This is a genomic window from Nonomuraea sp. GTA35, assembly GCF_041950525.1.
In the GTDB taxonomy this organism is placed as follows: domain Bacteria; phylum Actinomycetota; class Actinomycetes; order Streptosporangiales; family Streptosporangiaceae; genus Nonomuraea.
This window is the reverse complement of record NZ_JBGNUV010000002.1, coordinates 1,266,030-1,278,410: the sequence shown is the minus strand read 5'-3', so window position 1 is coordinate 1,278,410 and position 12,381 is coordinate 1,266,030. Positions and strand designations below refer to the sequence as shown.

General features: G+C 70.2%; 10 protein-coding genes. 6 read left to right on the top strand and 4 right to left on the bottom strand.

Going from position 1 to position 12,381, the window contains the following annotated elements; all coding sequences use genetic code 11:
• Positions 1–45: 45 nt before the first annotated feature.
• Together ACBJ32_RS12550 and ACBJ32_RS12545 are read right to left on the bottom strand one after the other, a co-directional pair.
• Positions 46–1,839: a discoidin domain-containing protein gene (locus ACBJ32_RS12550; protein ID WP_375126823.1), complete on the bottom strand. Its 1,794-nt coding sequence runs from the start codon at positions 1,837–1,839 to the stop codon at positions 46–48.
• Positions 1,840–1,888: 49 nt separating this feature from the next.
• Positions 1,889–3,055, bottom strand: a complete 1,167-nt coding sequence (locus tag ACBJ32_RS12545) for an ROK family protein (RefSeq protein WP_375126822.1) — start codon at positions 3,053–3,055, stop codon at positions 1,889–1,891.
• Positions 3,056–3,201: 146 nt separating this feature from the next.
• On the opposite strand from ACBJ32_RS12545, the gene ACBJ32_RS12540 reads away from it, so the two are divergent.
• The 6 genes from ACBJ32_RS12540 to ACBJ32_RS12515 all read left to right on the top strand — a co-directional run bounded on the left by ACBJ32_RS12540 (position 3,202) and on the right by ACBJ32_RS12515 (position 9,403).
• Positions 3,202–4,446, top strand: a complete 1,245-nt coding sequence (locus ACBJ32_RS12540; protein WP_375126821.1) for a Gfo/Idh/MocA family protein — start codon at positions 3,202–3,204, stop codon at positions 4,444–4,446.
• Complete coding sequence (locus ACBJ32_RS12535) at positions 4,443–6,047, top strand: beta-N-acetylhexosaminidase (RefSeq protein WP_375126820.1); 1,605 nt, start codon at positions 4,443–4,445, stop codon at positions 6,045–6,047. Before ACBJ32_RS12540 ends, ACBJ32_RS12535 begins: the two co-directional genes overlap by 4 nt.
• Positions 6,048–6,070: 23 nt before the next feature.
• On the top strand, positions 6,071–7,315 hold the full coding sequence (locus ACBJ32_RS12530) for an ABC transporter substrate-binding protein (protein WP_375126819.1): 1,245 nt from the start codon (positions 6,071–6,073) through the stop codon (positions 7,313–7,315).
• Positions 7,316–7,318: 3 nt separating this feature from the next.
• A complete protein-coding gene (locus tag ACBJ32_RS12525) occupies positions 7,319–8,197 on the top strand; it encodes a sugar ABC transporter permease (RefSeq protein WP_357865689.1) in 879 nt (292 codons plus the stop codon).
• Entirely contained in the window at positions 8,190–9,005 is an 816-nt protein-coding gene (locus ACBJ32_RS12520) for a carbohydrate ABC transporter permease (RefSeq protein WP_357865691.1), read from the top strand. Before ACBJ32_RS12525 ends, ACBJ32_RS12520 begins: the two co-directional genes overlap by 8 nt.
• Positions 9,006–9,205: 200 nt before the next feature.
• Positions 9,206–9,403: a hypothetical protein gene (locus ACBJ32_RS12515; protein WP_375126818.1), complete on the top strand. Its 198-nt coding sequence runs from the start codon at positions 9,206–9,208 to the stop codon at positions 9,401–9,403.
• A 251-nt stretch (positions 9,404–9,654) separates the two neighbouring features.
• Here ACBJ32_RS12515 and glnA read toward each other — a convergent pair whose 3' ends face one another.
• Positions 9,655–11,079, bottom strand: coding sequence for a type I glutamate--ammonia ligase (glnA, locus tag ACBJ32_RS12510; protein ID WP_357865694.1), 1,425 nt, complete (start codon positions 11,077–11,079; stop codon positions 9,655–9,657).
• Between the two features lie 126 nt (positions 11,080–11,205).
• On the bottom strand, positions 11,206–12,324 hold the full coding sequence (locus tag ACBJ32_RS12505; RefSeq protein WP_375126817.1) for a hypothetical protein: 1,119 nt from the start codon (positions 12,322–12,324) through the stop codon (positions 11,206–11,208).
• Positions 12,325–12,381: the final 57 nt, after the last annotated feature.

The following is a 12,381-nucleotide window of genomic DNA, read 5'->3' as shown; positions in this document are numbered from 1 at the left end:
GAGCTGTCCTTCGTGAGGAGGTGTCGGTGTCGATCGGCGGGATGGCTACTGGCTGACCTCGTACGGGATGATCTCCGCGATGGCGGAGGCCCCGCCCATGCCGTGGTCCACGCGCAGCCTGACGTACCTGGCCGTGACGCCGCGCAGGTCCACGTCGTTCGGCGCCGTCATGCGCGGCCACTCGACCTGCCGGACGTCGGTGAACGTGGTGCCGTCGTCGCTGACCTGCACCATCCCCTTCACCACGGTGCCGTTCATGTCGTAGCGGAGCTTGGGCTGGAACCGGACCGCGGACAGCTCCCGGACGCGCCCGAGGTCGACCGTGACGAGGTGCGGCTGCGGCGCGATCTCGGGGTAGTCGGAGTGGTAGTCGGTCGTGAGGTCGCCGTCGACCGCCCTGGACGGGTCGCCGATGCCGGGCTTGAAGGTGGTCGCGGTCGCGCTGAGCTCGGCCGGGGGCACCCGCGTACCGGCCGGGGTGGCGGGCCAGACGCCGGGGGCGTTCTCGGGTTCGTCGGCGACGGCCGGCCGGTCCGGTCCCGTGCCCGCCCCGCGGATCACCACGTCGGTGATGACCGCGCTGTGGTCGGAGTAGAAGGGGTAGGTCCGGTCGAGGGCGCTGCCCTGGTGGGTGGGCAGGCGGCGGTCGTCGATGCGGGAGCCGAGGACGCGGACGTTCTCGCCGCGGGTGAAGATGTAGTCGATGCGGGCGGGCGCGGAGCGGTAGCCGCTCAGCGGGCTCCAGGTACGGCCCGGGTGGCGCCCGGCGTCCGGGTTGGCGTAGCGGAAGGTGTCGACGAAGCCGGCCTTGGTGAACAGGCTGGTCATCGGCCATGGCAGCACCATTCCGGCGTGCCCGCGGGCGTTCTTGAACTGCTCGGTCCAGTCCAGGTGCGGCCAGGCGTTGAGGTCTCCGCCCATGAGCACGGGGGCGTCGTCGTCGCCGATGAAGGACGGCAGGGCCTTGTCCAGGATGGCTCTGCCCATGGCGACGCGGCGGTAGTCGTCGTCCTGGAGCAGCTGCTCGTCGGTCTTGGTCCGGGGCATGCCGTAGAGGTTCTGCACGGCGGCCTCGTGGCCGTCCCAGTTGGCGGACAGATCGTGCCAGGTCCACATGCTGAAGGCGTGCACGTGCTGCCCGTTGGGCAGGCCCAGCCGGGCGCCGCCGAGGTTGAAGGAGGTGATGTCGGCGTCGGCGTAGCGCGGGTAGACCTGCTCGATGTCGAGCTTGGTGTAGAGCCACAGGTTGTCGCCGTTGACGCTGTAGTCCTCCGGCCGGGTGAGCTGCGCGCCGGAGAACCGCTCGCCGGCGGGGCGCCCGGCGTTCAGCCCGTCAAGGATCTTCTGCCCTGATCCGTACCCTTCGACCACGAACAGGACGTCGGGATCGACCTCGTTGAGGTACTCGATCATCTGCTTGAGGTTCTCGCCGGTCTTCTCCTGGCCGTTGATCGTGCCGCCGACGAAGAGGTTCCACGCCATCAGCCGCAGCGGGGTTCCCACGCGCCTTTCCGGCAGTTTCGTGACGGAGACGTCGGCCGTCACCTTCTCCGCGGGCAGCGGGAAGGGACGGCTGCGCGCTCGCCCGTCACGGCTGTGGACGGTGTCCCGGGCCCAGACGTGCTCGCCGCTCCTGGCGGTCATGACGAACTCCGCCACGTGGCGCGGGCCCGGCGGTCTGCCGGTCGCGACCATGGTGCAGGTGCTGCCGGGCCGGTCGCCGTCGCATTCCAGCCGGACCAGGCCCGGCCCCGTGGCGGACTCGGCGGTGGCGGGGGCCGGCGTGAGCAGCCCGGCCAGGGCGAGGGCGACGGCGAGGGGAGGGACGGATAAGCGCATGCGCGTGTCCTTCGGGAGGCGGTGCGGGTGGGGGGAGAGGCCGGATCGGTCAGGTGAGCCGCTGGGGCGCGGCGGGGCGGGAGATCGAGCCGTCGGGTGAGAAGAAGTGCTCGTCCACGTGGTCCAGCGCCAGGCAGGCAGCGCCGAGTGCGACGCATTCCTCACCGAGCGTCGAGGGCCGGATGTCGGGGACGCGCAGGCAGTGGGGTTCGAGGGCCCGGCGGAGCGCGGGCAGCAGGACGTCGGCCGAGCGGGAGAACCCGCCGCCCAGCACGACCAGTTCGGGGTCCAGGGTCAGGACCATGGCCGCGGTGCCGAGCGCGAGGTGGTGGGCGTAGGTGTCGACGGCCGCGAGGGCGCCGGGGTCGCCGGCGCGGGCGGCCGTGAAGACGCGCCCGGCGGCGTCCTCGGGCGCGCTGCCCTGGGCGGCGGGCGAGCCCTCCAGGTGAGAGGCCATGGTGCGCCAGCCCGTCATGTCCATGAGCCCGACCTCGCCGGTGGCGCCGCTGAAGCCGTGGTGCAGGCGGCCGTTGAGGATGAGCGCGGCGCCTGGCCGGCGGCCGGCGTGCAGGTAGACGAGGTCCTGGACGCCCGCCGCGACGCCCAGCCGCTGCTCGGCGAGCGCGGCGAGCTTGCTGTCGTTCTCGACGGTGGTCGGGCAGGACAGCCGCTGCCCGAGGTGACCGGCGAGGTCGACCCCCTCCCAGTCGGGCAGCGCCTTGACCCGGGTGACCATGCCCTCCCTGTTGACGACGCCGATGCTGCCGACGGCCACGCCCCACAGGTCGCGGGCGTCCAGGCCGCAGGCGACGAGCGCGGCGTCCACGGCTCGCCACATGGCCTGCAGCCGCTCCTGCTGGGTGGTGTGCGCGTCCACGGCGACCCGGCCGCTGGACAGGGTCCGGCCGGCGAGGTCGGTGACCACGGCGAGGACCTTGTGGACCCCTATGTCGATGCCGAGCACGCGACCGGCGTCGGCGCGGAAGCGGTACCGCTTGGCGGGCCGGCCCATGCCGCCGGAGACGGGCTCGACCTCGGCGATCCAGCCGCGTTCGCGCAGGTCGGTGATGACGTCGATGACGGAGTTGCGCGACAGCCCGGTCAGCGTGGCGAGTTCGGTGAGGGTCAGCGGGCCCGGTGCCTCGCGCAGGGCCCGGATGCTGTTCAGCGAATTCAGCTGGCGTAGCCGCTGAAGGTCCCCACCGCTGACCTGCACGGGCTCTCCTCTGCTTTTGGCGGTCTCCGGGTTATGTACGCAGGCTCTGATTCCTGCTAGCTGGATCATCCGACAGGGAGGATCTTGACTGCAAGACCTGATCCGTGACTATCTATGGACTCCGCGATAAATCGGGGGTTCGGCACATGAGCGTGACCTTAGCCATCGTCGGGGCAGGAGCCCGCGGCCAGATCTATGCCAGGGCGGCCGCCGCCGACGGCCGCGCCCGGATCGTCGCTGTGGCCGATCCCGACCCGGCCAGGCGGGCCGCCCTGGCCGACGAGCACGGCCTGCCGGAAGAGGCCCGCTTCGCGGGATGGGCCGAGCTGGCCGCCGTGCCGAAGCTGGCCGACGCCGTGGTCATCGCCACGCAGGACCGCATGCACGCCGAGCCCGCCGTGGCCTTCGCCGAGCTGGGCTACGCCATCCTCCTGGAAAAGCCCATGGCGCCCACCGAGCAGGAGGCACGCAGGATCGTCGAGGCCGTCGAGCGCAGCGGCGTCGTCTTCGCCGTCTGCCACGTGCTGCGCTACACCGCCTACACCAGGGCGTTCAAGGACCTCGTCGGCAGCGGCCGGTTGGGCACCATCTCCAGCGTCCAGCACCTGGAACCGGTCGGCTGGTGGCACATGGCCCACTCCTTCGTACGGGGCTCCTGGCGCAACGCGGCCGAGTCGGGGCCGATGCTGCTGACCAAGTCCTGCCACGACCTCGACTGGCTGCTGCACCTCGTCCAGGACGAGCCCGTCAGCGTCGCCTCCTTCGGCTCGCTGACCCACTTCCGGCGGGAGAACCGGCCGCAGGGCGCGGGCAGGCGCTGCGTCAGCTGCGCCGTCGAGCCCACCTGCCCCTACTCCGCCAAACGTCTCTACCTGGGCTGCCTCGGCGACCCGGACCGGGAGTTCTGGCCGCTCGGCCCTGTCACCTCCGACGCCACGGTGGCCGGCGTCACCCACGCCCTGGAGACCGGCCCGTACGGCCGCTGCGTCTACGACTGCGACAACGACGTGGTGGACCAGCAGGTCGTGATGCTGGAGTTCGCGCAGGGCACCACCGTTTCGTTCACGATGACCGCCTTCACCCCGCTGGAACACCGCAAGACCAGGGTCTTCGGCACGCACGGCTTCGCCGAGGGCGACGGCCGGACCATCAGGGTCGTCGACTTCACGACCGGCGCCGAGGAGAGCGTCGACACCGGGACGACGGCGGGCGCGTCGCTGGCGGACGGCCACGGCGGCGGCGACACGGGCCTCATCAGGGCCTTCGTCGACGCCGTCGAGTCCGGCGACCAGGCGCCGCTCGGGGCCGGCGCCGCCGACGCGCTGGCCGGGCACCTCGTCGTCTGGGCGGCCGAGCGCGCCCGCGAGCGCCGGACGGTGGAGGCTCTGTGACGACGATCCCGGCGCCCGCCCACCTCGTCCCGGCCGACGGGCACTTCATCCTCACCGCCGAGACCCGGCTGACCGCCCACCCGCGGCTGGACAGGGCAGCGGCGTGGCTGCGCGAGGCCCTCGGCCCGGCCACCGGCCTGCCGCTGCCCGAAGGGCCAGGCGGGATCGAGATCCGGCTCGGCGAAGGGCTCGGGCCCGAGGAGTACCGGCTCACGGTAACGGCGGAATCGGTGCTGATCGAGGCCGCCGCCCCGGCCGGCGCCTTCTACGGGACCCAGACGTTGCGCCAGCTCCTCGATCCGGCCGCGTTCCGCGCCGGCCGCACGGGAGAGAGGAGCTGGAGCGTCCCCGCCGTCAGGATCGCCGACGCGCCCCGGTACGCCTGGCGCGGCTGCCTCATCGACGTGGCCCGCCACTTCCTGACCAAGAACGACCTGCTGCGCTACGTGGACCTGCTGGCCGCCCACAAGCTGAACGTCCTGCACCTGCACCTGACCGACGACCAGGGCTGGCGGGTGGAGATCAGGAAGTACCCGAAGCTGACCGAGGTCGGGGCGTGGCGGCGCGAGTCGCCCAGGGGCCACGTCCGGCACGGCCTGTTCGACGGCCGCCCGCACGGCGGCTTCTACAGCCAGGACGACATCAGGGAGATCGTCTCCTACGCGGCGGACCGGTTCGTCACGGTGGTCCCGGAGATCGACCTGCCCGGCCACACCCAGGCCGCCATCGCCGCCTACCCGGAGCTGGGCAACGTCGACACGCCGCTGGACGTACGCACGGAATGGGGCGTCGGCGAGAACGTGATCAACGTCTCCGACGAGACCATCGCCTTCTTCCTCGACGTTCTGGACGAGGTGCTGGAGCTCTTCCCCGGCGAGTACGTCTGCGTCGGCGGCGACGAGGTGCCCAAGACCCAGTGGAACGAGAGCCTGCCCGCCAAGGAACGCATGCGGGAGCTCGGCCTGCGCGACGCCGAGGAACTGCAGAGCTGGCTCATGCGGCACTTCACCGACTACCTGCTCGCCCGGGGCCGCAAGCCGCTCGGCTGGGACGAACTGCTGGAGGGCGGCCTGCCCGCGGGGATCACCGTCGCCGCGTGGCGCGGCGACAGGTGTACGGCGCTGGCCGCGCGGGCCGGCCACGACGTGGTCGTCTCGCCGTTCGCCGAGACCTACCTGGACTTCCGGCAAGCCGACGGCGAGCAGGAGCCCGTGCCGATCGGCAGCGTCACCTCGCTCAGCGCGGTCCACGCCTTCGACCCGGTCCCGGGCGGCCTCACGGAGGAGGAGAAGGGCAGGATCCTGGGCGCCCAGGCGGCGCTGTGGACCGAGCACATCGACTCGCCCCGGCTCCTCGACTACATGGCCTTCCCGCGCCTGGCCGCCTTCGCCGAGGCGGTCTGGAGCGGCAGGCGCGACTTCGAGGACTTCCTCACCCGGCTCGCCACCCACGAGAAGCGGCTCGATGCCCTCGGGGTGGAGTACCGCCCGGCCGGCGGCCCGCGTCCGTGGCAGCAACGCCCCGATGCCCCCGGCAACCCCGTCAGCAGAGCCGCGATCGACGACAAGCTCGCCGCCTGGACCGCCAACCTGCGGCCCTGAGACACACCCCCCTGGAGGACCCCTTGCGTTTCCGCCTTCCCCTGGCCGGGCTGCTCGGCCTCACCGTTCTCGCCGCCGGATGCGGCTCGTCCGGAGGGCCCGCCGCCGATGGCAAGGTCACCATCAGCTACGCCATCTGGGACAAGAACGACCAGCCAAGCTCCGAGAAGATCATCGCCGCCTTCCAGCAGGCGAACCCGAAAGTCACGGTGAAGCTGGAGATCACCCCGTGGGAGCAGTACTGGACCAAGCTCCAGACCGCCGCCTCCGGCGGCGTCACCCCCGACGTCTTCTGGATGAACAGCCTCAACGCCCGCATGTACGCCAAGGGCGGCATCATCGCCCCGGTCGAGGAGTCCAAGGCCGCCGGGCTGCCCGGCGCGGTCGTCGACGGCTACCGCCATGACGGCAAGCTCTACGCCCTGCCGCACCACGTGAGCATCCCGGCGCTCTGGTACAACAAGCAGCTCTTCGAGGAGGCCGGCGTGGAGCCGCCGACCGCCGACTGGACCTGGGACGACGTCAAGGCCGCCGCCAAGAAGCTGACCGACCCGGGCAAGCAGCAGTTCGGCATCCTGGCGCCGATGCTCAACCAGGTCGGCTACTACAACACGATGCTCCAGGCCGGCGGCCAGGTGATCTCGCCCGACGGCAAGAAGAGCGGCTTCGACGATCCCGCCTCCGTCCAGGGCCTGGAGTTCTGGACCGGCCTGATCGAGGAGAAGGTCGCGCCCGCCGCGGAGGTCTACGGCGACACCGACCCCATCCAGCTGTTCCAGTCCGGCAAGTACGGCATGTTCTACGGCGGCATCTGGTTCGCCTCCACCTACTGGGCCGACCCCCAGTTCCGCGAGCGGATCGACGTCGCCCCGCTGCCCAAGGGGCCCGCGCGGGAGGCCGTCATCCTGCTCGGCCTGGCCAACGCCGTCTCGGCCAAGACCGAGCACCCGAAGGAGGCGGCGGCGTTCGCCGAGTTCGTCGCGTCCGAGCAGGCCCAGAAGATCATCAGCGACAGCGCCGGCGGCGCCCTCTCGCTGCGCCCCGGCACCCAGGACGGCTGGTTCAAGGCGTTCCCCTCCTTCCACCTGAAGGAGACCTACGACGCCTCGATGCCGCACGGCGTGCCGTACCCGGTGTCGCTGAACACCGCGCAGTGGCAGGAGGCGGAGACCAGGCTGCTCGCCGACGCCTGGGCGGGCAAGCGGCCGGTGGCCGACGCCGCCAAGGAGATCGCGGTGCAGATGAACGCGATTCTCGCCAAGGAGTAAGGGATGCTCTCCAAGCGCGAGTGGGCGTGGGGCTACCTCCTCATCGCCCCGATGGCGCTGGGCCTGGCCGTCTTCTACCTGTGGCCCATCCTCCAGACCCTGTACCTCAGCTTCACCGAGTCGGGCGTCTTCGGCGGGTACACCTGGGTGGGGACGGCCAACTACACCGACCTGCTCGGCGACGAGGACATGGCCGGCGCGCTCGGCAACACCCTGCTCTACGCCGTCCTCGTGCTGGCCGGCGTGCCGCTGTCCATCGTCGTCGCGGCCCTGCTGAACGTGCCGGGGCTGCGCGGGCTGAGCGTCTACCGGACGCTGTACTTCCTGCCGGTCGTCACCATGCCCGCCGCCGTGGGCCTGACGTGGAGGTACCTGTTCAACGGGGACTTCGGGGTGATCAACTACCTGCTGGGCCTGGTGGGGATCGACGGGCCGTACTGGATGGGCGACCCCGACGTCGCCATCTACGCGATCGCGATCGTCGGCATCTGGAGCTCGATCGGCTACAACGCCGTGCTGTTCCTGGCGGGGCTGCAGGGCATCCCGCGGCACTACTACGAGGCGGCCTCGATCGACGGTGCGGGACGGCTGCGGCAGTTCTTCCGGATCACGCTCCCCCTGCTCACGCCGACGACGTTCTTCGTCGTCGTGATTACGATGATCAACGCGTTGCAGGTCTTCGACCTGGTCTACCTCATGATCGACACGACGAGCCCCGCGCTGACGGGCAGCCGCACGATCGTCTACCTCTTCTTCGAGAAGGCCTTCGTGCACAACCAGCGAGGACTGGCCGCGGCGATCGCCGTGCTGCTGCTGGGGCTGATCCTCGTGCTGACCGCGATCCAGTTCAGGCTGCAGAAGAGGTGGGTGCACTATGAGTAGGCCCAGGACGTGGCCCGCCCACGTGGCCCTGGCCGCGGGCGCGCTGGTGATGGTCGCGCCCTTCGCCTGGCAGGTCGTGGTGTCGCTGCAGACGCTGCCCGAGTCGCTGCGGGTCCCGCCGAAGTTCACGCCCTCGTGGCAGTGGTCGAACTTCCCCGAGATCTTCCTGACGGTTCCGCTGGGCAGGCAGTTCCTCAACACGGTCGTGGTCACCGCGGCCGTCACCGCCGGGCAGCTCCTGCTGTGCTCGCTGGCCGCCTTCGCCTTCGCCCGGCTGCGCTTTCCCGGCAGGGGCGCCATCTTCATGCTCTTCCTGGCCGTGCTCATGGTGCCCGGCGAGCTCTTCCTCATCCCGCGCTACGAGATCATGGTGGGCCTCGGCTGGCTCAACACGCTGCAGGCGCTCATCGCGCCGGGCGTCTTTGGGGCGTTCGGCACGTTCCTGCTCCGGCAGTTCTTCCTGACCCTGCCCAGGGAGCTGGACGAGGCCGCGCAACTCGAAGGCGCCAACCCGCTGCAGATCTACTGGCACATCATGCTGCCGCTGGTCCGGCCGGGGCTGCTCGCCCTGGGGATGCTGACCGTCATGTGGTCGTGGAGCAGCCTGCTGTGGCCGCTGGTGGTCAACACCGACCCCGAGATGATGACTCTCTCCGCGGGGCTCGCCTCGCTCCGAGGGCAGTTCCAGACCAACTTCCCGATGTTGTTCGCCGGCTCGGTCGTGGCCACGCTTCCCGTGGTCGTGCTCTTCGTGATCATGCAGAAGCAGCTCATCGCCGGCATCGCCTTCACCGGCTCCAAGGGCTGAGGCGAAACGGCCCGGCATCGCGGCCGATGCCGGGCCGTCGCCGACGGCGGGCGAGGCGTACCTGTGTCGATGACCACACCGGCGTCACGGTCCGGAGCCCTGGACTCCCCGCGTTCGTGGAGCGCTTCTTGGATCAACCGCCCGGCACGTTGTTACGCTCGAAGTGATCACCCCTTCTACGAAAGAAGATCATCGTGAGCGTGCGAAGGTTTCCGCTGACGCTGCGGGTCGCCGTGAGTGGGGCAACACCGGACGAGATCAGGGAGGCGGCCGTGGCGCAGGCCCTCGCGTTCTTCGGGTCGAGCACCGAGCTGGACGTCATCAGTGCCGAAGCTGAGCCGGAGGGGGAGCATCACAGCCGCTACCGCGCGGTCGTCGTTTTCCGGAAAGTCGCCTGATGGGCCGTGCCGGCGACAGGGACGGAGGTGCTGTTGCCGGCCTCGCGCCGCCGTTCGGCGTATGGGGCGATCGTGAACACTGAGCCGGCCGTCGTCCGGAGCCGCTGCTGCCTGCCGGGGGAGACGACGCACGCCCTGGACGTCAGACGAGGTGGCATGCCTTCACGTGCGGAAACGACCCGGCATCGTGATCCGATGCCGGGCCGTTTCCGTTCCGGTCCTGTTCCGCCCGAGGACGGAGGACCCTTCCGTCACACGTCGTAGTAGAGCTCGAACTCGTGCGGGTGCGGGCGCAGCCGGATCGGGTCGACCTCGTTCTCCCGCTTGTAGGAGATCCACGTCTCGATCAGGTCGGGCGTGAACACGCCGCCCTCGAGCAGGTAGTCGTGGTCGGCCTCCAGCGCGCTGAGCACGTCGGTGAGCGAGCCGGGCACCTGCGGGATGTTGCGGGCCTCCTCCGGCGGGAGCTCGTAGAGGTCCTTGTCGACCGGCTCCGGCGGCTCGATCTTGTTACGGATGCCGTCGATGCCCGCCATCAGCATCGCCGAGAACGCGAAGTACGGGTTGCACGACGGGTCCGGCACGCGGAACTCGATGCGCTTGGCCTTCGGGTTGGAGCCCGTGATCGGGATGCGCACGCAGGCCGAGCGGTTGCGCTGGGAGTAGACCAGGTTGACCGGGGCCTCGTAGCCGGGAACCAGGCGGTGGTAGGAGTTCACCGTCGGGTTGGTGAAGGCCAGCAGCGACGGCGCGTGCTTGAGCAGGCCGCCGATGTAGTAGCGGGCGGTGTCGGACAGGCCCGCGTAGCCGACCTCGTCGTAGAAGAGCGGCGAGCCGTCCTTCCACAGCGACTGGTGGCAGTGCATGCCGGAGCCGTTGTCACCGAAGATCGGCTTGGGCATGAACGTGACCGTGTGGCCGTACTCGAGGGCCGTGCTCTTGATCACGTACTTGTAGAGCATGAGGTTGTCGGCGGTCTTGAGCAGCGTGCCGAACTTGAAGTCGATCTCCGCCTGACCGGCCGTGCCGACCTCGTGGTGCTGCATCTCGACCTCGATGCCGGCCTCGATGAGGTTGCGCACCATCTCCGAGCGCAGGTCGGTGAAGTGGTCCATCGGCGGGACGGGGAAGTAGCCGCCCTTGTAGCGCGGCTTGTAACCCAGGTTGCCGCCCTCGGTCGCCTTGCCGGTGTTCCAGGCGCCCTCGATGGAGTCGATGTAGTAGTAGCCGGCGTTCTGCTTCGTCTCGAAGCGCACGTCGTCGAAGATGTAGAACTCGGCCTCAGGGCCGAAGTACACCGTGTCGGCGATGCCCGTGCCCTTGAGGTATTCCTCCGCCTTGCGGGCGACGTTGCGCGGGTCGCGGCTGTATGCCTCGCCGGTCAGCGGGTCGTGCACGAAGAAGTTCAGGTTGAGCGTCTTGTGCTGGCGGAACGGGTCGACCACGGCGCTGGACGGGTCGGGCAGCAGGAGCATGTCGGACTCGTGGATCTGCTGGAAGCCGCGGATCGACGAGCCGTCGAACATGAGTCCGTCGGTGAAGACGCTCGCGCCGAAGTTCTCTGCCGGGAAGGTGAAATGGTGCGTCGTCCCCGGCAGGTCGGTGAACCTGACATCGACGAACTGCACCCCTTCGTCGCTGATGAACTTCAGGACGTCGTCGGCGGAGTTGAACACTCTCGAACCTCCCTGGGGACTGGCCATCATTGCGACGCTAGGGCGCGGCCGTTTCCGTATGGTGTCTCGATTGTTTCGCACGTGTTACGCAGAGTCAGGGTGATGCAAAGGTGTGCCGGCGGGCGTTCACGTTCTCTTGGAGGCTCGGCATTCGCCCTTCTTCGGCCTGGGCGTGTCCAGGTCGTAGGGGTCTGAAGGCGGGCCCTGCGGCGTCTCCTGGTCGGGAGCGGAGTCGGCGTAGTGGGGATGGATGTAGGCGTCGCGCACGTCGCATCGCGCGGGCGTCGCGCTCGCGCCCCACTCCTCGATCCAGGTCACCACCTTCCCCGCCTCGCGGTACACCAGCACCGTGCCGCGGTGGTGCGTGACCAGCCTGATCGCCGTATGTGGCTGGCCGGGCCGCTGGACGGCGTGCACGACGATGTAGTTCGTCCTCAGTTCCGCGCCGGCGCGCCCGTTCTTCCTGAACGACGACAGCTTCGTCGCTCCGTGCACCTTGATCACGTCACTGGCCTGCTCGGCGGTCCTGGGCGCGAAGCTCGTCACCCACCCGCGCGTGCTCTTCTCGCCGGCGCGGCCGAGGTTCTTCTTGAACCAGGACCGCTCCTCCGGGGGGAGCAGCTTCATGAACGCCTTCGGCTCGCCACCCATGAGCGTCTTGCGGTCGAGGTGGGCCGCGGCCAGCAGGTCCCGTGTCCGCTCCAGCCCCTCGGCCACGTCCTTCTTCGACAGCCCGCCGACCGCCCTGGCCTTGGGCATGACGAAGCCGGCGGCGCCCTCGGCCCAATCCTCCGCCTCGGAGCCGGCGAACGGCCCGGCGGGCACGCCCTCCTCCGGGCGGGCCCCGACCGGCATCGTCTCCTCCGGCACCGGGCCCGTCCCCTCTGCCTGAGCTTCGGCCTCGGCGCCGCTCGCCGCCGGCAGGGGGGCCGCCACCGGCATCGTCTCCTCGGGCACCGCGCCCGAGGGCGCGAGCAGGTCGGGCCGGAGCGCGATGACCGCGCCCGCCGCCGAGACCACCGCCGCGACCCCGGCCACCGCCAGCCAGGCCCGCCCGGGTTTGCGCCGCGGCGCCGGAGCATCCCAGGCGCCGTCCCGGCGTAAGCGCCCGGGCTCCTCGCTCCCGGCCCGCCGTGACGCCCTGGCCCCCTTCTTCGCCGCCTCGCGCATCTTGCGCTGCTGCTCGGCGTCTATCTGCGCGACCAGCTCGTTGAAACGCTGGTCAAGGTCATCCCCGTGTGGCATGGCGTACATGATGGCCGGTCCGTGACGCGGTTGGGTCACAATCCGGACCGGCCCACC

Bases quoted from the DNA above. Each gene is read 5' to 3' on its own strand.
- ACBJ32_RS12520 (WP_357865691.1), top strand. From the start codon at position 8,190: ATGAGTAGGCCCAGGACGTGGCCCGCCCACGTGGCCCTGGCCGCGGGC.
- ACBJ32_RS12540 (WP_375126821.1), top strand. From the start codon at position 3,202: ATGAGCGTGACCTTAGCCATCGTCGGGGCAGGAGCCCGCGGCCAGATC.
- ACBJ32_RS12525 (WP_357865689.1), top strand. From the start codon at position 7,319: ATGCTCTCCAAGCGCGAGTGGGCGTGGGGCTACCTCCTCATCGCCCCG.
- ACBJ32_RS12505 (WP_375126817.1), bottom strand. From the start codon at position 12,324: ATGCCACACGGGGATGACCTTGACCAGCGTTTCAACGAGCTGGTCGCG.
- ACBJ32_RS12550 (WP_375126823.1), bottom strand. From the start codon at position 1,839: ATGCGCTTATCCGTCCCTCCCCTCGCCGTCGCCCTCGCCCTGGCCGGG.